This window comes from Flavivirga spongiicola (assembly GCF_030540825.1).
GTDB classification, from domain to species: domain Bacteria; phylum Bacteroidota; class Bacteroidia; order Flavobacteriales; family Flavobacteriaceae; genus Flavivirga; species Flavivirga spongiicola.
Genome location: NZ_JAUOEO010000001.1, coordinates 3,078,490 through 3,101,011, shown reverse-complemented (window position 1 = coordinate 3,101,011; position 22,522 = coordinate 3,078,490). Strand labels below are relative to the sequence as shown.

At 33.1% G+C, this 22,522-nt stretch carries 16 protein-coding genes; 6 read left to right on the top strand and 10 right to left on the bottom strand.

Features of this window, described 5'->3' with window-relative positions; all coding sequences use genetic code 11:
• Positions 1-67 precede the first annotated feature (67 nt).
• The 6 genes from Q4Q47_RS12420 to Q4Q47_RS12395 all read right to left on the bottom strand — a co-directional run bounded on the left by Q4Q47_RS12420 (position 68) and on the right by Q4Q47_RS12395 (position 10,027).
• Positions 68-637 carry a TetR/AcrR family transcriptional regulator gene (locus Q4Q47_RS12420; RefSeq protein WP_303306977.1) on the bottom strand — a complete coding sequence of 190 codons (570 nt, stop codon included), beginning with the start codon at positions 635-637 and terminating at the stop codon, positions 68-70.
• On the bottom strand, positions 638-1,252 hold the full coding sequence (locus Q4Q47_RS12415; RefSeq protein ID WP_303306976.1) for a DUF4230 domain-containing protein: 615 nt from the start codon (positions 1,250-1,252) through the stop codon (positions 638-640).
• Positions 1,253-2,010: 758 nt separating this feature from the next.
• Positions 2,011-5,055, bottom strand: a complete 3,045-nt coding sequence (locus tag Q4Q47_RS12410; protein WP_303306975.1) for a LamG-like jellyroll fold domain-containing protein — start codon at positions 5,053-5,055, stop codon at positions 2,011-2,013.
• A 120-nt stretch (positions 5,056-5,175) separates the two neighbouring features.
• Positions 5,176-8,754 (bottom strand): beta strand repeat-containing protein, encoded by a 3,579-nt coding sequence (locus Q4Q47_RS12405; protein ID WP_303306974.1) that lies wholly within the window; start codon positions 8,752-8,754, stop codon positions 5,176-5,178.
• A gap of 81 nt (positions 8,755-8,835) precedes the next feature.
• Complete coding sequence (locus tag Q4Q47_RS12400; protein WP_303306973.1) at positions 8,836-9,480, bottom strand: hypothetical protein; 645 nt, start codon at positions 9,478-9,480, stop codon at positions 8,836-8,838.
• A gap of 43 nt (positions 9,481-9,523) precedes the next feature.
• The gene (locus tag Q4Q47_RS12395; RefSeq protein WP_303306972.1) at positions 9,524-10,027 is read right to left on the bottom strand and encodes a T9SS type A sorting domain-containing protein; all 504 of its coding nucleotides are present in this window, start codon (positions 10,025-10,027) and stop codon (positions 9,524-9,526) included.
• A 470-nt stretch (positions 10,028-10,497) separates the two neighbouring features.
• Here Q4Q47_RS12395 and Q4Q47_RS12390 point away from each other — a divergent pair, with 470 nt between their 5' ends.
• Entirely contained in the window at positions 10,498-11,688 is a 1,191-nt protein-coding gene (locus tag Q4Q47_RS12390; protein ID WP_303306971.1) for a helix-turn-helix domain-containing protein, read from the top strand.
• Here Q4Q47_RS12390 and Q4Q47_RS12385 read toward each other — a convergent pair.
• From Q4Q47_RS12385 to alaS, 3 genes are all read right to left on the bottom strand, one after another.
• Positions 11,685-12,650, bottom strand: coding sequence for a GSCFA domain-containing protein (locus Q4Q47_RS12385; protein ID WP_303306970.1), 966 nt, complete (start codon positions 12,648-12,650; stop codon positions 11,685-11,687). The genes Q4Q47_RS12390 and Q4Q47_RS12385 overlap by 4 nt on opposite strands.
• An 88-nt stretch (positions 12,651-12,738) precedes the next feature.
• Complete coding sequence (locus Q4Q47_RS12380; protein WP_303306969.1) at positions 12,739-13,134, bottom strand: GxxExxY protein; 396 nt, start codon at positions 13,132-13,134, stop codon at positions 12,739-12,741.
• Positions 13,135-13,207: 73 nt separating this feature from the next.
• Positions 13,208-15,823: an alanine--tRNA ligase gene (gene alaS / locus Q4Q47_RS12375; protein ID WP_303306968.1), complete on the bottom strand. Its 2,616-nt coding sequence runs from the start codon at positions 15,821-15,823 to the stop codon at positions 13,208-13,210.
• A gap of 405 nt (positions 15,824-16,228) precedes the next feature.
• Here alaS and Q4Q47_RS12370 point away from each other — a divergent pair, with 405 nt between their 5' ends.
• The 5 genes from Q4Q47_RS12370 to Q4Q47_RS12350 all read left to right on the top strand — a co-directional run bounded on the left by Q4Q47_RS12370 (position 16,229) and on the right by Q4Q47_RS12350 (position 19,530).
• The gene (locus tag Q4Q47_RS12370) at positions 16,229-17,200 is read left to right on the top strand and encodes a M23 family metallopeptidase (protein ID WP_303306967.1); all 972 of its coding nucleotides are present in this window, start codon (positions 16,229-16,231) and stop codon (positions 17,198-17,200) included.
• Positions 17,200-17,529 carry a MerR family transcriptional regulator gene (locus Q4Q47_RS12365; protein WP_303306966.1) on the top strand — a complete coding sequence of 110 codons (330 nt, stop codon included), beginning with the start codon at positions 17,200-17,202 and terminating at the stop codon, positions 17,527-17,529. The genes Q4Q47_RS12370 and Q4Q47_RS12365 overlap by 1 nt, the downstream gene beginning before the upstream one ends.
• 105 nt (positions 17,530-17,634) lie before the next feature.
• Positions 17,635-18,231, top strand: a complete 597-nt coding sequence (locus Q4Q47_RS12360) for a LemA family protein (protein WP_303306965.1) — start codon at positions 17,635-17,637, stop codon at positions 18,229-18,231.
• A 6-nt stretch (positions 18,232-18,237) separates the two neighbouring features.
• Positions 18,238-18,675 (top strand): TPM domain-containing protein, encoded by a 438-nt coding sequence (locus tag Q4Q47_RS12355; RefSeq protein ID WP_303306964.1) that lies wholly within the window; start codon positions 18,238-18,240, stop codon positions 18,673-18,675.
• Between the two features lie 9 nt (positions 18,676-18,684).
• The gene (locus Q4Q47_RS12350; RefSeq protein ID WP_303306963.1) at positions 18,685-19,530 is read left to right on the top strand and encodes a TPM domain-containing protein; all 846 of its coding nucleotides are present in this window, start codon (positions 18,685-18,687) and stop codon (positions 19,528-19,530) included.
• A 152-nt stretch (positions 19,531-19,682) separates the two neighbouring features.
• On the opposite strand, the gene Q4Q47_RS12345 is transcribed toward Q4Q47_RS12350, so the two are convergent.
• Positions 19,683-22,448: an outer membrane beta-barrel protein gene (locus Q4Q47_RS12345; protein ID WP_303306962.1), complete on the bottom strand. Its 2,766-nt coding sequence runs from the start codon at positions 22,446-22,448 to the stop codon at positions 19,683-19,685.
• Positions 22,449-22,522: the final 74 nt, after the last annotated feature.

Here is a 22,522-nt window from a genome sequence, read left to right as displayed (position 1 = left end):
AAATTCTAGAAAATAATTCAACTAACAACCGTTAGTTTGTTTGACAAATTTACAAAAAAAAGATAAACTACTTAATAATTCCTGTTAATAAAACTTTGTTAAGGTTTTCTGCCAGTTCGAATGGGTCTAAATCTTCCTTGCTAGGAATCCAAATATATAGTGAACGTAAAGTAGATAACATTGAAAATAGCATAACTTCTGCATTGGAATCTTGGAGCTGATTGCTTGAGATGCCTTGCTCAATTATTTGCCTAATGTTATCTTCATAATCCAAGCGTAGCTTTAAATAATAATCTAAATCTTCTTCAAGGTGCATCCAATCATTATTTAATGAAGCCATTCCCGATGTATTACTTGAAGTAATATCTACATGAAGTTTTACTATACTACTTAACTTATCTATACTTGAATCATTTGAACTCATAATAGTCGTCATCCCCTCTGTAAACGCTTCAGCTAGAGATATAATGATGTTTGAAAGAATTTCTTGTTTAGAATTAATATGGTTATATAAACTGGCAGCTTTAATTCCCATTACTTTAGCAATATCTCGCATGGTAACTGCACTATAGCCTTTTTTTTGGAAAAGAATTGTCGAAGTTTTTATTATCTCTTCTTTGCGTGTTTCTACTTTCATTTAAAATTTTAAAGTTTTTATCAATTCCGGGGTTGTTATATGGGTTTCATCATATTTTAATATCCATCCTAAAGAGTTTGTTAGAATATAAAACTTTGAGAGTTCACTTATTAATCTGTTTTTAGCGTTTGTCTTTAAATCGGAAGCTTCTAACTTTTTATCCAATGACTCCTTAACAATCTTTTTTATATCATTATAATCTTTAGCTTCAAAAGGATTAAAGAAGTCCGACTGAATATCATAATATTCCAAATCTGGATTAATTTTTATCTCTTCTTTTGGAATGCTTAAAATAGTTAGTGTTTTATTGGTATTGTCTACCTCAAATTCAATTTTACTTAAATCATAAGCTATTGTAACTTCTGCATTAACAACAACTAGTGCTTTTTTTTCTGAAGTAAAATAATCTCCAAAAATATCTTTAGAGTTCTTATAATTAAAGACCTCACTAAAATGACCTTCTGTTACTACTAACTTTCCAACATTTTTAATTTGTTCCTGAATGAGTTCAGAGCTTTCTTGAAGTACTATCTTGTCTTCCTGCTTATCTCCACAATATTTAAAGGAAAATAGAATAATTAAAGTAATTATAACACCAAATAGAATTTTACGCATATGCTAAGTAAAGAAATATTTTAGAACTAACCTTCTTCAATATATACTTACGTATTCCTTTTTAATACCAATTAAACCTCAAAATGACGCATATAATTCGTTTCTTTTTCACTTATATTTCTTCAAAAAACAGAACCATAACTTCGGCTATGCTTAGGTTTTTTGACTTATCTAAACAAAAAAAAACTCAAATTATTTATACATCATTTTGAAATTCAATTGGTATAACTCAGATTTCCGTTTTTACTAAAACAAGTTCGGCACAGCTACAAGTATAACAATGTCTTATTACTTATTTATTAGCTTTAAAAGAATTAGTTTTTCTTTTAAACAAAAAAAACATTAGTTTCCTTCGACATAAGAAGTCTAAACTAATGAATTTAAAGCAAAACTAAATTAACTAAACTAACGGTACAAATATACAGGCTTCTCAGCGCCCTTATATTAAACTAAAGTTAAACAAACATTAAATTAATTATCTTCTTACTTTTTGTATTACCTCTAGTTTATGATACAAAAAAAAAACACCAATTGTAACTCATTTTACTGATTATTACAATTGATGTTTTTTATATGAACTGATTAATAGCATTTTAAATCTACAAATTATTAATTTTAGAATTCATAATTTCTCGATAAAACGTTATTAAAAAAGACAAAACGTAATAACGGTAATGAGGTAGATTATTAGCATTCTATAATTTAGAAAGCTTTAAAAAAAAAGTTGCCTTAATTAAGACAACCAACTTTTGTTTTAGTTAAAAAGGACCATTAGCTAGAGCTAAGATAGGACTTCCAAACCCATTCACAGTTATATTATTAGGACTACTATCTTTAAGTGGAAAACTCTCATCATTAGCAAGAAATAAAAATTCGGTACCAGGAATAGCAGTTAGAACTGATGTAGGAGGTGTAAAATTAGCTGTATAAACGGCTGTACCAACTACATATCTCATATTTGAAATATAAGCATCTAAATAACCAGGCCTCCAAGTATTTCTACCAATATACACAGTAGATAAAGAATTCATAAACGTACCAGTGCAATCTGTCGTCCCTTGTGCAACTCCATTCAAATAGGCCGTAATTGTACTCCCAGATCTTACAACTGCAATATGATGCCATGACGTTGTATCAAGTAATGAAGATGAAAAGAAATTTCTATCTGCAGAGCATGGATTATTCACATCTATCCTTCCTGTGAAATTATTAGAATATATTGACAAATAATCTCCTTGACCTCCACCAAATATTGGATCCATTGTTCCTGCTCCTATTGAATTAAACTTTATCCATGTTTCAAAAGTAAAATCACCAGTAGCATTTAATGAACTTGGTTTTGTAAAGGTTAAATATTGCGAATTAGCAGCATTTATATGTAAACTATTTTGTAATGGTATTGGGGTTAATGTTGGTCTTACTTCTCCATTTATTGTTATACCAACACCATTACCTATAGCACCATTTTTGCTTACATAATTAGTGTCTGTTGTAGTGTTTTGTCCATTTTTTGTAATAACTTCAACACTACTAACTGTTAATATTGCTGTAATACTACCACTAGTGTATGATGCATCAGCTGACTGATTTGCAGTTATGGTAGTTGTTCCTGCACTTAGAATAGTAACTATAGCACCACTAATAGTTGCTACAGATGTATTACTACTCGTATAACTAAAAACACCAGAACTATTGGAAATAGGTGGGTCAATTGTAAAAGAACCATCATAATAAATCCTATCAATATCACTAAAACCAGAGATAGTAGGTGTAGCTCCTGTAGAGATGGTTACCGATGCAGTATCACTCCCACAACTATTGGTACCGGTAATTGTATACGTTGTAACTGCACTAGTTACTGTTGGTGTTCCGTCTATTGAACCATCAGCTCCCAAAACCAAACCTGTTGGTAGTGCTGGAGAAACAGAATAATTGCCTGTTGATACTGCCCCTCCTAAGTTAGTAATTGTTATACTTGAAATTGCTGAATTCAGCATATAATTTTGTGTTCCTGAAACAGAATAACTTATGGAAGGTACAGCGCTACTAACAGTAACCAATCCAGTAGAACTCCATGCTGTACCACAAGAACCACTGGTTAATAGGGCTCTATATTTTCTTGTTGTTGTTATCCCTGAGAAATTATAAGTGTTAGAGGTATTGCTAATATCTGTCCAAACAATGCCTCCATCAATAGAATATTGCCACTTAGTAATACTACCTGTATACCCACTCAATGTTAAAGTTCCTGAATTAGAACCGTTACAAAAACTAGCATTGGAAATTGTTCCGCCTGCTGGTGCCGTACCTGCAATACATGAAATAGTGTATCCGGCTGTATAAACCGTATTGGAACAACTTTCTATGACTGCTCTAAAATAATAGGTTCCAGCCGCAGTTAATTGATACGACATTGCCGATGTAGTATTAGCAATATCAGTAATACCACTTGCAAAAGTACTACTAGTCGAAACTTGCCATTTAGTAACATTGCCACTATTACCATTCAAGGTAAAGTTTACATTAGCATTAACACAAATGGTATTATTATCTGCCACGATATTTCCAGCAACAGCTGTATCTACATTGATTCTAGTAGATGAGGTGGTTAGACCAGTACAACCCGGAGTATTAACCACTGCTCTATAGTAGGTGTTTTGATTAATATTAGTAACTGTATTAGTGGTAGATGTATTCGTAATATCGATACCCGCGGTTAAAAAGTCATCATACGAGTATTGCCATTTAACTACAGTACCACCACTAACTAATCCCGTTAGGGTTAATGTGGTACTATTCACTGTAGAACAAACATTTGTGTTTCCTCCAGTAATAGTCCCTGATGGCGCTCCTAACAATAATAAATCTCGAGTAAAAACAACATTGGCACCAACATTATCAGTAGACATACCTCCATATTCTACAATATAAGAGGATAGATTACTACTGAAATTTAAATCATTCCAATGACCTCCATTACCTGCATAAAATTGTCCACAATCTTCACCCCCATTACTTCCATTGGGTTCTCCAGGATTCCAATAAGCAAATTGACCTGATTGTATTGTTGGTGTACCATGACCTACTGAAAACAGCGTTCCTTTTTCGGGACCAGTAACCCAATACCATCTTCCGTCTGAAGAACCTGCACCGGTGTTAGTTGCATAGGTAGTTGTTCCTGTTGCTGCGTTAATATAAACATTGTTGTCTGAGGCTCCCATCCAAGAATCTGATGGTATGATTTTCCAAATAAAATTAGTTTCGGCCAAAGAGGTCATTGTTGCCAAATAACCCTGACGACCAAAATAGGACTTTGTTGAAGCTGCTGCCAATGCAGTTGCCCAATTTATAGTTCCTGGAACATTTTCATAAAAATGACCATTCAAATTATTGTAATATTTATTTCCCGCGACAAAACTTACTTGTCTTTGCTCTTGAAAGCAGATTGCAGACACAGTAGTTATCGTGACTGTTCTCAACAAAGTTTGCCAATTGGCAGCAGTCGTTGTGCCCGAAAATACTAAACTTCTGGTAGTCGCATTAAAAGCCGCAGCAGTAATTCCAGAGGGCAAGGTACCAGTATAAGACAGTACATCACCAGTAGTGTAACTACCTGAAATTGTAACTGTAAAGGCCGTAAGATCGCCATCAGCAGTTATAGTAAGCAATGGATCTACTGGAGTTTGCACAGCATTAGTTATTGTAAGTGTACTGCCTGTTCCCACAACATTCACGGTAGTTGCCTGTGAAAATATCTCGCTTGCAAAGCATAATGCCATTAATAAAATAAAATGTTTGTACATGTTCATCTTTTAAAAAATTTAATCTAATTTGCCTGTTTGCTCTCCATTTTTGACGTTTTAAAAACCTTATATGGAATAAAAAAACATACAAGATTTTATAAAACGATACTAATGGGAGTACTAATAATAAAAATCAAATTGAATTCTATCACTTGTGGATAAGGCATATGCTCCATTATTAGCTGGCACATATGTTAATGTCGTTCCACTTACACTATAAGCACTATTACTTATTCTAATCCCGTTGATATACATTTTCACCCTACTATCTGTAGATGGTGTTTGTGTTAATGTAAAACTTGTTTGACTTGCTGTTGCACTAAACTCGTCTGCTACTTCTCTTACCGGAACTGCTACAGAAGGTGTACTCCAACTTAAAATACCACTACCATTAGTTTGCAATACTTGGTTTACTGTACCATCTGTATTAGGTAAAGTTATAGCTCCAGTTGTAAGTTTTCCATTTGTTATAACATCGGTTACACTTGTATTTCCTAATTGAATCGAGTTACTTGCAGATACTATGGCTCCATTTCCAACAGCAGTTGCATTTGTTAAAGCACCACTAGTAACATCAGCATCATAGCCAATTATTAAATTGTAATCTCCTGTTGTTATCGTATTTCCAGAACGGTACCCTAAGGTAATATTACCTTCTCCGCCATTGTTGTTTCTACTAGACTCATTTCCTAATGCAATATTGTTGCTTCCTGTAGATTCCTCATACAATGCACCTCTTCCCAAAACAATATTATTAGACCCACTATTACCTTGTCTGTATGCTAGTGTTCCTAAAGCAATATTATCAGACCCGGAAGTTCCTTGATAGTTAGCACCATTACCTATAGCAATATTACTATCTCCTTCTGCTGCATTTCTATTTGTTGCGGTTCCTATAGCTACATTATTGCTTCCTGTTATAGAAAAACCGGCTTGAGTACCAATAGCTACATTATTTACACCTGACGAATTGGTAACTAGTACATTAGTCCCCATAGCTGTATTAGAAGCCACACCATTTCCTCCTGAACCAAATATAGTACCTCTCGCTACTATATTAGAACTAAATGTTTTTGTTCCTGCAATCGTTTGATTGGTTGTTAAGTCTACAAAGTTTTTTGTTGCTGACCCTGTACCTCCATTTGCTAAAGGTAAAACACCACTATAAGCTGTGGCTGTTGTGGAAGGCGTTGTCCATGTTAAGATTCCACTGCCATTGGTTTGTAACATTTGATTTGCTGTACCATCTGTATTTGGTAAAGTGATCGCTCCAGTTGTAAGTTTTCCACTTGTTATAATATCGGTTACACTTGTATTTCCTAATTGAATGGTATTATTTGCAGTAACAATTGCTCCATAACCTAGTGCGGTAGAATTGGTTTGGTTATTTGCTAAGACATTTGCCGTAGTTCCTATAATAGTATTATTAGACCCCGTAGTTAAAACATCACCAGACCTTTGCCCCACACCAATGTTATTACTACCTATAGTATTGATTAAAGATTGATTTCCAATAGAGGTGTTAGAAACACCTGTTTGCAGTGCCATCATAGACTCCGCGCCCACAGAAGTATTCCCTGACCCAGTAGTTAAACCTACTAAATTACTGTAGCCAACACTAGTGTTATTATCAAAACTTACACCTACGTAATTTAACATAGCGCTTTGTCCTATAGCAGTATTTCTATGTCCTGTGCTGACTCCATTTAAAGCATTTCCTCCAACCGCAGTATTACTACTTCCACTTGCATTTCCGACACCGATAATCGTTCCATTAAAAGACGCATTAGAACTAAAAGTTTTAGTGCCTGAAATACTTTGGTTCGTAGTTAAATCTACAAAATTTTGAGTTGCTGATCCTGTACCTCCATTAGCTATAGGTAAAACACCACTATATGCAGTTGCTGTTGTGGAAGGGGTATTCCATGTTAATACACCACTTCCATTAGTTTGTAATACCTGGCTAGAAGCACCATCACTATTCGGCAACGTGTAAGCCGTTGGAACACCTACTTTAGCCGTATTTGCAACAATTGCATTTGCTTGCCCAACAGTGACACCAGTTTTTGCGGTATTTAATGCTATCGCTGCTGTATTCGTTGCTATATTAGTTGTATTTGCAGCTATATTTCCGTTTGCTGTGGCTATCGCAGTGTTCGCTGAAGTTTCATTGGCATCTACGTCCGATTGTACTCCTGCTATGGCGGTGTTCGCTGAAGTTTCATTGGCATCTACGTCCAATTGCACTCCTGTTATGGCGGTGTTTGCTGCTGTTTCATTGGCATCTACATCGGCTTGTACCGCATTGATGTTATTTTGTAAGGTTACATCTGCAGCATCACTTGCGATTTCGTTGGCGTCTACGTCCGATTGTACTCCTGTTATGGCGGTATTTGCTGCGGTCTCATTGGCATCTACATCGGCCTGAACCGTATCGATGTTGTTTTGTAAGGTTACATCAGCAGCATCGCTTGCGATTTCGTTGGCGTCTACGTCCGATTGCACTCCTGCTATGGCGGTGTTCGCTGCAGTTTCATTGGCGTCTATATCGGCCTGAACGGTATTGATGTTGCTTTGTAAGGTTACATCAGCAGCATCACTTGCGATTTCGTTGGCATCTACGTCCGATTGCACTCCTGCTATGGCGGTGTTTGCTGCGGTCTCATTGGCGTCTACATCGGCCTGAACCGTATCGATGTTGTTTTGTAAGGTGGTATCAGCAGCATCGCTTGCGATTTCGTTGGCATCTACGTCCGATTGCACTCCTGTTATGGCGGTATTTGCTGCGGTCTCATTGGCATCTACATCGGCCTGAACCGTATTGATGTTGCTCTGTAAGGTTACATCAGCAGCATCGCTTGCGATTTCGTTGGCGTCTACGTCCGATTGCACTCCTGTTATGGCGGTATTTGCTGCGGTCTCATTGGCATCTACATCGGCCTGAACCGTATCGATGTTGCTCTGTAAGGTTACATCAGCAGCATCGCTTGCGATTTCGTTGGCGTCTACGTCCGATTGTACTCCCGCTATCGCCGTGTTTGCTGTTGCTTCATTGGCGTCCACATCGGCCTGAACCACAGCTATAGCTAGGCTTGTTGTAGTTTCATTGGCATTAACATTGGCCTGAACCGTATCAATATTATTTTGCAGAGTTGTGTCGGCAGCATCACTTGCTACTTCATTAGTATCTACATCCGATTGAATTCCCTCTTCTGCCTGCTCCGCTCTGTTCTTTTCTACAATAATTGCTTCTGTATTATCAATGATGGCTTGAGCATTACTTCCTACTACTGGTTGAGGCATAAAAGTTAACTCCTGTTCGCTTAAAGGGGTGAAATGATTTCCGTTATTAGAAAAATCTATTTCTACCTTTAATTTTTTTGAAAACCCATGCCATGCTACATCGGCAAATTCGTTTGTACTTGTAGAAATACCATGGCCAATAAGAATATTTATCATACCATAAGCATCTGTACTTGTGTTATGATATTCTTGATATTCTTCATTATTAAATTCATCTAAAATAGTAAACTGAATCACAATATTACTATTTGCTAAAATATGTGTTTGCGCATTAGCTCCAGGAAGTTCCTTTATGTCTGGGTTTAAAATTACTGCTTGATAGCTTATACCAGGAGTTTGAGAAAAACCTTGAAAACCTGCTACAATTAATAAAAGTAATAGTGTTATTTTTTTCATAATATTAAGGGTTAAATTTTATTTATAATTTGGGCACTAAAATGGGTTCTATTGATTGACTCTGTTATTTTAATACGTAGATTAAGATGAGACATTCTTAAATAGTTTAATTAACACGCCAAAACTTATGATCTTACTTTTAATCTTTAATGATTCATTACCATTATGATCGGCTTGATTTAAGCTTTTTCCGAATATATATTCCGCATAAAAAGATAATTCGTCTGAAACCGGATACAAGAAACCTCCTCCTGTTTTAAAGCTAATCATAGCGCTGTCGAAATCTTCAATATTTTTAAGACTTATAATTTCATTATTTACACTTTGAGTACCTTGTAAAAGAAATCCAATAGAGGCCATTCCCTTTAAATACAATTGAATTTTATTAATGGTAAATAATCTATAATCTAAACTATAATCAAACTCTAAATAATTAACATTCCACTCCAGAATGCCTTCCAAAGTTTCATCACTTCCAATAGCTCCATATCCAGAATAACGAGCACCTAGAGATGTGTTTAATTTATTAGTTAAAAATTTCGTTCTATAGCCCATGGCCAGAAAATTGTGAGACGTTGCCTGTAAATTATCTAGAGCTACACCTTGTGAATCTTTATAATTAAATGACGACGACGTTTTTCCTGTTTCCAAATACAATTGTTGAGCTGTCGCCACTGTAGATAGAATAAAGAACAATATTAAGTAAGTTACATTTTGTGTTTTCATCTTTTGGTTGGTCATTAAGGGTTAGAAAGTATTTAATCGATTTCTATTTTTTAATAATTTTTGTTACGAACTGCTTAGTATTGGCGATAACTTTTAAAATGTAACTTCCAGAAGGCAAAGCGTTTAATTTTACATCTACAAGTTGATTTTCTTGATAACTCTTTGAGGTAATAAAACGTCCAGAAACATCAAATACAGTTATGTCGACCTTACCACTAACCTTTTCTTTAAAGGCTATAGAAAGTTGTTTGTCAAAGGGATTGGGGAAGACAGTTAACTGAAGTCCTAATGGAATATTCTTATCTGTTATTTTAGCCAATACGTTTGGTTGGATAAAGCCTTGACGAAGTATATAATTATTATTAATGTATGTTCCAATAACACTAGACTGTCCAACACTTTCCTGAATCACGAATGTTTCACCGCCATTCTCTGAAACACCTGACGTTCCAGATCTACCTATAGTGGACCTTACTAAATAATCTGATTGTGATAAAACCTGTTGTTGAAAAATACAGATAAAACATATTAATAGAACTAGTTTCATAATGATAAGGTTAATTGGTTATTGTAAAATTTTATTTTCGTAATGTAGTTGGTTAGCTACGAAACAAACATAATCATAAAATTGTATTTCATCGATAAAAAAATACATTTAATCGATATTTTAATCAAATCAGTAAGAATTTATGTATTTCAATAACATAAATACTTCTTGAAAAAACAAAATATTCCTACATGAACAAGTTTAAAGAAGTAAATCGGATGGTTTTATTTGTCCATACAAAAAAAGAAAGAGGTCATAAAAGTCAGGGCAGCCTCATTTTTATTTGGATAGATATAGGTGGTAGAAAAAAATTCAAATACGCAATTCTCAGAGCGTTAAAAAACCGTAAAATTTAATTATTGAATTTTATTTAATTGATAAATATCAAACTTTTAATCTTAGTTTCTTTTATTTATGTAGAAAAAACAGTGTTAATTCGCTATTATTGTATTACTAATCGTTCAAATTAAGTGATAGAAGCATTTTTATTTTTGTTTACTGGCATTATTGGTGTAGTTACCCTTATATTAATGATAAGCTCCTATCGTACTAATCCTTTTTACAATGCGTTTCTATTCATTATTATTGTAATAATTTCTATTCGCTTTCTAATACATGGTAGTTATGAACTCCAAATACAAAATACTTTTAAACCAGACAAAGGAGCCATTTCTTTGTTGTATTTAGTTATCGTTCCCTGCTTTTATTTGTATCACAAAAATCTCGCCTTTGAAAGTAGAACTTATAACCTTAAAGATTTAAAACATCTTATATTTATTGGGTTTCTTTATTTCATAAATACTAATGCAACCATTCAAGGTAGTTTTTTATTCCATTATGGGATGATCACTAATCTTGTACTTATATGTCTATTTGTTGCTTATTATGTCATATCCATATTCAAAATATTAAGCAAGAAAATATGGTTTAAAAAAGACCTTCCTATTAATAGTAAGCACTTTAATTTAGTTAAAAACTGGACTATTTATTTGTTTACCATTAATATATTGGGAGCCATCGCTGTATTAAGTTCCATTTATACTGAAATTAATTCTGAACAAAGCCCATCCGGGAAGTCTATGGCTGCTGTTTTATTACTTTTTTGGTTATTTATCTATTTTAAAATTTTAACTTCTCCGGAAATATTATATGGTTTACCTATACTTAATAAAAAGCTTATTAAATTCAATACAGTAAAAATTGAGAATAGTAAAATAGAAGCACCAACAAAAGATAATTGGATATTAGAAACTAATTCACAAATGAGTACTCAAGATTTAAAGCTACATAATAAAATTCAATCGAACATTAACAACTATATTACTGAAATAGATGCACTAAGTTCTAAATCATATATCTTCAGAGATCCTAAAGTTTCTATCTCTGATATATCAAATAAACTTAATGTTCCTGCTAGCCATATTGTTTATTTATTTAAATATCATTCTAACAGCTCTTTTTCAGAATATAGAATGTATAGTAGAATTCAAGATTGCCTTACTTTAATAGAGAATGATTATTTAAAAACCAATACCTTAGAATCTTTAGCATACAAAGTAGGGTTCTCTTCTTATAATCCTTTCTTTATAGCTTTTAAAAAAATAACATCTTTATCTCCCCTAGATTATATAAGCACAATAAAGAAGCAACCAACTTCTTAGAACAATAGCCTAGGTATTTGAGATTGGAGCTTATTTATCTTAGCCTCCAAATTTTGAAGAAATCGTTGATGAGCTTCAGACTCTGGGTTAAACGGTTTATGCTGAAGTCCTTTTTGAATCGTATCAATCTCTTCCATAACATTTAATGCTTCATTAGAAATCCAAACTTTTAAAAACTTCTCCCAAATGTAAATGATAGCTGTTTCGCTAGGATGAACCATATCATCTTTATAAAAACGATAATCGCGAAGCTCGTCCATCATAATTTCATAGGAAGGAAAATAGAACGATTGACGATTGACGATTGACGATTTTTGATTTATGAACTGATGAATGGCCGAAATTAAATGTGCTTTACTCCATGTATTCTCAATAAAACCATCTTTTATATGACGTATAGGCGATACGGTGAAAATGATTGACGCTTTAGAATTCACACTTCTAATTGAGCTTACTATTGATGCTATTGATTTAGAAATTTCATCAACCGAAAGCAATTCCTTTGTAAATTGTTTTTGTGGAATTTTATGGCAATTCGCAACAATTTCCTTGGTATTTACAGAGCGATATACCCAAGCTGTCCCTAAAGTAATAACGACATGTGTTGATTCCTGTATTTGTTGATTCGTTGACTTGATGTTTCTATTTAAATCATCTAACAACCTTTCTTTAGAGGCATTACTCAACTTTGAATGCGTGCTATAGCAATGCCATTGCTCATTATGAAAAAAAACTGCTTCTTCTGAATAGACCTTTTCATTTATAGCATGGGTTATTAAATTTTCAATGGCTTTGGGGTGAAATAAAATACCAAATGGGTTTTGAGTATTTTGAAATTTGAAATAGTCTAATTTATTACCAATGTTTTCTACAAAGCATGAACCAATTAATAGCAGATTAGATTTGTAGTCTATTGGATTTTTAGACTGTTTTTCTAATGGTATTTTTGTTTGTAGTTTCATCAATTTTCTCGTAAAGAGTCAAAAAACACTATATTTTCTTCTTTCTCGCGAAGGCGCTAAGTCGCAAAGTAAAAGGTCATTTCACCTATTATAAACCATTAACTATTCTGGTTATTCCTGTTTTTATTAAAGGACTATTGAAATTAATTAATAGCCCAAGTTTTAATCCTGATAGTTTTAGATATGTCAATAATTGTTTAGGATGGACAGGGTGAATCTCTTGTACTGATTTGATTTCAATTATAACCTTGTCCTCTACAATTAAATCAGTCCTAAATCCCAAATCTAATGTTTTATTTTTCCAAACAACTGGCAATTGCTTTTGACGCTCTACTTTAAATCCTTTTTCAGTTAATTCAGAAAATAAAACCTCTTCATAAACAGACTCTAATAATCCTGGGCCTAAATTAACATGAATATGATAACAACAATCAACTATTTTTGTAGCTAAATAATTCTCAAAAAGTTGTTCTTTTTTATCCATAAAACTTTGCGTCTCCGCGCCTTTGCGAGATCAGTTCAAAATAATTCTTAACCTCTACGCCGTCTTTGCGAGGCTAACTCAAATACTCCCTAGCTTTTGCTAATGCCTCATCTATCCCAGCAGGATTCTTACCACCTGCGGTTGCAAAAAATGGTTGGCCGCCTCCGCCGCCTTGGATATACTTTCCAAGTTCTCTAACTACTAGCCCCGCATTTAGTTCTTTACTTACTACTAGTTCTTTTGAGATATAACAAGACAACAACGCTTTTCCGTTTTGCTCAGCTCCGAATAACAGAAATAAATTATCAAACTGACTACCCAACTCAAAAGCAACGTCTTTTATTCCGCCTGCATCTAAATCTATTTTTTTTGCTAAAAACTGAATCCCATTAACATCTTGCAATTCGTTTTTAAGCTCTCCTTTTATATTTTTGGCTTTGTCTTTTAATAAAGTTTCTATCTGTTTTTTAAGGTTAGTATTTTCCTCTTGCAGATTCTGAAGTGCTTTTACAGGTTCTTTTGCATTGTTAAGCAAATCTCTCATTTCAAAATAAGCACGATTATTTTCAAAATAAAAATCTTTGACAGCATCATTAGTAATGGCTTCAATTCGACGAATCCCTGCTGCTACTGCACCTTCAGATACTATTTTAAAATGCCAAATATCAGCAGTATTTTTAACGTGTGTTCCTCCACAAAGCTCAATAGATTGTCCAAAACGAATAGCACGAACCGTATCGCCATACTTCTCGCCAAATAAACTCATAGCACCGTCGGCTATAGCCTCTTCTTTAGGAATATTTCGTTTTTCCATTAAAGGTAATTTTCCTGCAATCCTGGCGTTTACAAAATTTTCAACATCTCGTAGTTCCTCAATAGTTAGTTTCGAAAAATGAGAAAAATCGAATCGTAAATATTTCGAGTGCACGGCGCTTCCTTTTTGCTCTACATGTGTACCTAAAACTTCTCTTAAAGCTTGGTGCAATAAATGAGTAGCGGTATGGTTACACTCCGTTCTATAGCGTTGTTTTGAATCCACAACTGCTTTAAACGGTTCTTCAATATGTTTCGGTAAATTTTTAGCAAAATGAATAATTACATTGTTTTCTTTCTTCGTGTCTAGAATATAAATAACATCGCCATGTGTATCTTCTAAATATCCTTTATCTCCCACTTGTCCGCCTCCTTCTGGATAAAATGGAGTTATGTTAAATACCAATTGATACATTTCCCCTTCCTTTTTAGAAATAATTTTTCTATATCGGGTTAATTTAACATGGGCCTCAAGTGTATCATAGCCTATAAATTCTTCCTCTGCATCATCAAATAAAATAGTCCAATCATCCGTTGACATCTCACTGGCCGCACGCGAACGGTCCTTCTGTTTTTGAAGCTCAGCATTAAAACCTTTCTCATCAAGTTTTAATTCTTTTTCACTTAAAATAAGAGCCGTTAAATCTATTGGAAAACCATAAGTATCGTATAATTCGAAAGCTTTTTCTCCTGATACTGTATCTCCTTTTGTTTCTTCAACAATTCTGTTTAGCAACACTAAACCTTGATCTAATGTTCTTAAAAACGATTGTTCCTCTTCTTTAATAACATTTTCAATAAGTTGTTTTTGAGCTTTCAATTCAGGGAAAGCGGTTCCCATTTTCTTACTCAAGATATCAACTAACCTATAAATGAATGCTTCTTTTTTTCCTAGAAATGTAAAACCGTAACGTACAGCACGGCGTAAAATTCTACGAATAACATAGCCTGCCCCAGTATTACTAGGTAGCTGCCCATCAGCTATAGAGAATGCTACGGCTCTAACATGATCGGCTATGACACGAATGGCAATATCGATCTCTTCAATCTTACCATATTTCTTTTTAGTAATCGTTTCTATTTCCCGAATTAAAGGCGTAAAAACATCTGTATCATAATTAGATTGAACGCCTTGCAATACCATACACAAACGTTCAAATCCCATGCCTGTATCAATATGTTTATCAGGAAGGTTCTCTAAGCTACCGTTTGCTTTCCGATTATATTGCATGAAAACCAAATTCCAAATTTCTACAACCTGTGGATGGTCTTGATTTACTAAATCTTTTCCTGAAACTTTTGCTTTTTCTTCAGCAGAACGAATATCAACATGTATTTCACTACAAGGACCACAAGGCCCCTGCTCTCCCATTTCCCAAAAATTATCTTTTTTATCGCCTTTTAAAATACGGTCTTCAGCAATGTATTGTTTCCAAAAATCGTAAGCTTCTGTATCCATTGAAAGATTATCTGCATCATCACTTCCTTCAAAAACAGTGACATATAATATATCTTTATCAATACCGTAAACTTCCGTTAATAACTCCCAGGCCCAGGCAATAGCTTCTTTTTTAAAGTAATCTCCAAAACTCCAATTACCAAGCATCTCAAAAAGCGTATGATGGTATGTATCATAACCAACTTCCTCTAAATCGTTATGTTTCCCCGAAACACGTAAACATTTTTGAGAATCGGAAATGCGGCTATTTTTTGGTTGTGCATTTCCTAAAAAATATTCTTTAAAAGGGGCCATTCCAGAATTTACAAACATTAATGTAGGGTCATCCTTTAAAACCATAGGTGCAGATGGGACAATACTATGTTTTTTTTCTTCAAAAAAACTTAAAAACTTCGAACGTATGTCTTGTGACTTCATGTATTCTTATTAAAACCTTGTTTCTGTTAAATTCTTTTTAATGAAATGGTTAACTGCCCAGTCAAGCTGAGCACATGTTTTTATAATTGGCTGTAAAATGTCTTTTCATCCCCACATCTTGTCTTTTTATTACTCCGTAACGATGCTATGCAGCTCTAAAAAGCCTTCATTTGGGAATAAAATTACTATTTTTCACTTCAATCAAAAAAGTTTAAACCACTTCAATTAGAAACAATTTTTATATTTACTCTTATTATTTATTTTTAAATTTAGGGCATCGTCAACCTACAATGAGAAATAATCGTAAATGATTATAATAATTTTTTGTAGGTTTGTCCGTTTGCATATAAAATGCAATGATTGAAATAACCACAATTTAGTTGCAAAAATAGTATAATTTAAGACATGAGTAAGGTAAAATATTATTACGATTCTGAATCGCTTTCTTACCGAAAAATAGAGCGAAGAAAAAGGACCACTTTTAAGTATGCTTCCTTTTTTATTTTAGGTTGTACTTTTTTCTCTTTTATCATTGTTTTTATCGCAAGTCAATATATTGAGTCGCCAAAAGAAAAAGCCTTAAAAAGAGAGTTACAGAATACACAATTACAATTCGAATTGCTTAATAAAAAAATGTCTGAAGCCGAAACTGTTTTAGCAAACATAGAAGATAGAGATAATAATATTTATCGTGTTTATTTTGAAGCCAATCCGATACCTGAAGCGCAACGTAGGGCTGGATTTGGTGGTATTAATAGATACAGAGATTTAGAAGGATTCGATAATTCTAAATTAATAATAGAAAGTAATAAACGTCTAGACATATTACAAAAGCAAATTGTGGTACAGTCTAAATCTCTTGATGAAATAGCCATATTAGCAGAGGAAAAAGAAAAGATTTTGGCTGCCATTCCTGCCATACAACCTGTAAGTAATGAAGATTTAACTAGAATGGCTTCAGGTTATGGTATGCGATCTGATCCTTTTACCAAAGCTCGAAAAATGCACTGGGGTATGGATTTTACCGCACCAAGAGGCACACCTATTTATGCTAGTGGTGATGGGGTCGTTGTTCGTGCCGATTCTGGGTCTAGCGGTTATGGTAAACATATACGAATTGATCACGGTTTTGGATACATCAGTTTATATGCACATATGTATAAATATAATGTGAAAAAAAATCAAAAGGTTAAACGTGGTGATTTAATTGGTTTCGTGGGTAGTACAGGTCGTTCTGAAGCGCCTCACTTACACTATGAAATTTTTAAAGATGGTGCACGTATTAACCCTATAAATTTCTACTATGGCAGTTTAACTGCTGAAGAGTTTAACAAACTATTGGAGCATGCTTCTTTAGAAAATCAATCTCTGGATTAATGCATATAGATTTACCTGAAAAACGCTATTACGGTATTGGTGAAGTAGCCAAAGCATTTAATGTTAACACCTCTTTAATTCGTTTTTGGGAAAAAGAATTTGATGTCCTGAAACCAAAGAAAAATGCTAAAGGCAATCGTAAGTTCACCCCTGTAGATATAAAGAATCTTAAATTTATTTATCACCTTGTCAAAGAGCGTGGATTTACTCTTGAAGGTGCAAAAACTCATTTAAAAGAAGATAAAAAAGATACACTTTCTAATTATGAAATTATAAGCAAGTTGGAAGATGTGAGAAATCAACTAATCAAAATAAAACAACATCTTTAAGAATTGACCGCTATAACTAAAAAATGCATTTAATTATGTAACATTTTTTAAAATTAAGTGTCTCATAAGAGTAACCATTAACACATTATATTAAACTAATTTATTATGAAGAAATTTTTACCATGGATCGTCATAGGAATTCTTGTAATTGGTCTATATTCTTGGGGAAAAGGATTTAACAATACTGCTGTTGATCTTAATGAAAATGTAAAAGAAGCTTGGGGAAATGTCCAAACATCTTACCAACGTAGAAATGATCTTATAGGCAATTTAGTTAATACTGTTAAAGGTGCTGCAGATTTTGAAAAAAGTACCTTAACAGCGGTTATTGAAGCTCGTGCTAAAGCAACTTCTATAAGTATTGACCCATCAAATGTTACACCGGAACAATTGGCACAATACAATCAGGTTCAAGGCGGCTTGAGTGGTGCTTTAAAAAGTTTATTAGTAACTGTAGAACGCTATCCAGAATTAAAAGCAAATCAAAATTTCTTAAAGCTGCAAGATGAATTAACCAGTACAGAAAACACTATTCAAACTGCAAGAACACGTTATAATGAACAAATAAAACCATATAACATACACGTAAATAGGTTCCCTAATTCCATACTTGCTGGTATATTAAATTTTAATGAAAAGCCATACTTTGATGCTGAAGTGGGAGCAGAAAAACCTGTTGATGTAGAGTTCGATTTTAATTAAAAGTACATGTCAAAAATAGAAGATTTCCTTTCTAAAGAAGAAGAACAGGAAATCGTTGAGGCTATTAGAATAGCTGAACAAAATACTTCTGGAGAAATTAGAGTTCATATTGAAAAAACATCAAATGGAGATGTTTTTAATCGTGCTATGGAAGTTTTTCATTATCTTAAAATGGACAATACTAAAGAACAAAACGGTGTTTTAATTTATGTTGCTGTTGAGGATAAAACCTTTGTTATATATGGAGATAAAGGCATTAATGATGTGGTGTCTAATAACTTCTGGGATAGCACAAAAGATCTTATGCAATCACATTTTAAAAATGGCAACTTTAAAAAAGGGATCTCCGAAGGTGTTTTAAAAGCTGGTAAACAGTTAGAAACTTATTTCCCCTGGCAGCATGGTGATGTTGATGAATTATCTAATGAAATTTCTAAAGGATAAGTTTTAAGTATGCAGCCTTCAATCTTCATTTTTCAATCATTTTCCAAAACAAAAAGTCTTATCATTGCTTTAATAATAACGCTTTCCTCTTTTGTTAATTCTTATGCGCAATTTGACATTCCTAAAAAACCCAAATTTCAAACAAGTGTTTATGATTATGTTAATTTGCTTTCCTCTTCTCAAAAAAACAATTTAGAACAAAAACTTGTTAAATACTCAGACACTACTTCTACTCAAATAGTTATTGCTATAATAAGTACAACGAAAGGTGAAAATATTGGCTTATTAGCGCCACGATGGGGACACAAATGGGGTATTGGGCAAGCTAAAGAAGATAATGGTGTGTTTGTTTTATTAGCCAGAGACGATCGAAAAATCTGGATTTCTCCTGGTTATGGCGTTGAACACAAGTTAACAGCAGGTATTACAGGTGAGATCGTTAGAAATATTATAATTCCAGAATTTAAACATGGTGACTATTATAGCGGATTAAACAAAGGGGCTGATACTATTTTTCAAGTTTTAAATGGTGAATATAAAGGTTCTCGCAAAAAATCATCAGATAATGGTTTCCCAATTGGGTTAGTATTTATTCTCATTTTTATTTTTATCATCATCCTCATTTCTATTTCTAAAAATAGACGTGGCGGCGGTGGCGGTGGCAATAGATCTAATGGTATTGATATTTTAGAAGCTATCATACTTAGTAATATGGGGCGTGGTAGTTACAATCGAGGTTCATCTAGTGGTTGGGGCGGAAGTTCATCAGGAGGTGGAAGCTTTGGCGGGGGCGGTTTTGGAGGTGGCTTCGGTGGCGGGGGCTTTTCTGGCGGTGGCGCTGGAGGAAGCTGGTAGTTAAAATTCTAAAAAGCCATTATCTCTAATCTCTCCTTTAGCTCCTAGAGTATTAAACTTCCAACAAAAGACCATAGTAATACTATTTGCTGAGACAATTATATTTTAAGTTCTATTTTACAACTTTAGATTTGTTATTCATTGTATTAATCTTATCCGTTATAGCCGCCTCTATTATATCTTCCTCTATTCATTTTCATTCCACCCATTTTATTTAGTTTCCAGCTAAAATTTAACATAAAATAACGTTTTAAAATATTACTTTGGGAATCTTGAATATAATCAGCGCTCGCAATACGTCTTGCATTTGTATTTTGATTAAGTAAATCGTAAACCTTTAGAGTTAAAGTGCCTTTTTCTTTAAGCATAGAATAAGAAACAGTAGAATTCCAAAACCAAGAGCTTTTTTGAAACCCCGGAGCTACGTTTGGATTATAATTAAAACTAATATCATTTCGCCAATCTATTTTTTTAGAGGCTGTTGTTGTTGTTCTTATACCTAATCCATGAGTTAAAAATTTCTGGTCTTGAAAAGCATCAATATCAAAAGCGGTTTCGTTATAGGACAATCTATAGTTAGGTGATAATTCTAATACTTCATCCCAACTAAAAGTGACTTCTGCATTTGGACTAAATGATAGATTTTGAGATGCATACTTTACGTCGTTGTTAAAATTAATTACTTTATTGAAACCGCTTCTAAAACCTAAACGATATCTAATCGTTTTTGATGTATCTATTTTTATAGATTTATTTAATGAAGCATATGCATTTAAATTATAATTTCCATTTACATTAGTATAAGTCGTTCTTCTTATTAAATCTTCATCAATACTAGTTTTACTAGCTATTTGATTATCTGTAAAGTTTGCATTTACAGTGGCAAAAACACCTGTACGTTCCTGAAAATTAAACTTTCTATACCTTAAATTAAATCTGTGATTATTAGCTGGGTCTAACTCTGGGTTACCTTTTATAATATTTAAAGGGTTACTAACATCTTCAAAAGTTTGCAATTGTGAAAGCTCTGGTGAATTGTTCCTTAGATTATAACGAAATCTCAATGACTCTGTTTTACTAAAACGATAATTAATATATGCACCTAATTCTAATGCTTTAAAATCTTGTTTGCCACTTAACTGTTCTCTTAATTTATCTGTATTATCTAATGTTCTTAATATGTGGCTTGAACTTAAACTTGAAGTAAATTTTTCTTTTTTATAGGTAAGCTCAACCCCAGTTGTACTATTGGTATTTACATATTTAAAGTCTGAACTTAAATCTTCATTAATAAAATCATTATAATCTTGTGTAACCTCATCAAAATCAAAAGTATTTCTTATGTTTTTCTGAGTATTCTTATTATAAGCATAAGAAGCATCTATGTATAATTCTTTCCCTATTATTGGTAATCTGTACTTTAAACCTAACCTTAGGTTATCCGTTTCCACATTTCCATCAACTATTTGATTTCTAACTATACTATTTTGAAGAACATTTTCCATAGTAGTAGGATTGTATTCAAAAAAGTCTGTTCTTGAATCTAGATTGCTATCAGATTTATTTGATCCTATAGTATTAGACATATTAAGTCTTAAAAAAGAACCATTATTTCCAAAACGCTTTGTAATATCAAAATCACTATTAAATGACTTGTTGTTACCTTTATTTAATGAATATGAATTAGATTTATTTATTGTATCATTTTGCATATTTAAAGAAGTTTCATCTCTTAATGAGTTCCTTTCATTTTTAGAATAGTTAAATGATGATGCCACATTAATATAAAATGTAGAATCAATCTTTATTTCGAAGTCAAGGTTAGCCTTATGATTTTTATTATCTCTTAACGAAGACGATAAAGAATTAGAAAAATATCTGGAATCTGGTAAAATATTTTCTCTCTCTGTTATAGTTTTACTCTCTGTATTACTTTCAGAATAAAAATAATCTCCAGAAATATCAATCATTTCACTCAATGAATTACTAAAATTAGCTCCTGTATTTTTTGAAGTTGTAATTCCGTTACTGCCTCCTCTTTGTCGTCTATTAAAATTTCCAAGCTCCCCAAAACTAAACCCTGGTGAGTTAATATTATTACCTCCAACTAAGACACTAAGTTGTTTTTCTTTCTTAAAAGAATTTAACATTCCAGAAAACTCGTATCTGTCGTTTGTACCAATTCCAGCAGCTATTTTCCCAAAAAGACCTTTATTATTTTCTTCTTTTATAGTAAAATTTATTGTTTTACTTATTTTCTCCCCTTCTTCTCCCGCGAATGCTTCCGCTTTAGTTCTTGTATCTGTAATTTGAACTTTTCTAATCATTTCTTTAGTTAAATTCCTAGTTGTAATAGTTGGGTCGTTGCCAAAAAAAGGTTTCCCGTTAACTAATACTTTATCTACATCTTTTCCATTAACTTTAATTTTCCCATCCATATCAACCTCTAACCCTGGAAGTTTTTTTAATAAGTCCTCGACATTAGCATTCTTTTTAGTTTTAAAAGAGTTGGCATTAAACTCTAGTGTATCCTTCTTTATAGTTACAGGTGCTACGCTAGTTATTATAATTTCATCTAAAGCACTTGTATCTGTTTTAAGAATGACATTTCCTAAATCTATTTTCCTTTCACTTAAACTCACTGTTTTTTTAATAGTCTCATACCCAACATACGACACAAATAAATTTAAAGACACTTCTTTAGTTTCATCTTCTAATACGAACTTCCCATTTTTATCAGAAATTGTATAGCCAACCAAAGTACTATCTTTAATTCTTTCAACATGAATAGTGGCGGCTTCTAAAGGTAATTTTTCTGTCTCAGAGATTAAAGTTCCAGAAATTTCAAATGTTTTAGACTGAGAAAAGGTTAATCCAACACAGAGCAATACAGCAATAAAGAAGAAATTTTTTTTCATGTCACTAAGGAGCTTAAAATATGAAGGACGAAGATATCCTTGATATTAAAAAAAGACTCTTAATGAAAGCATAA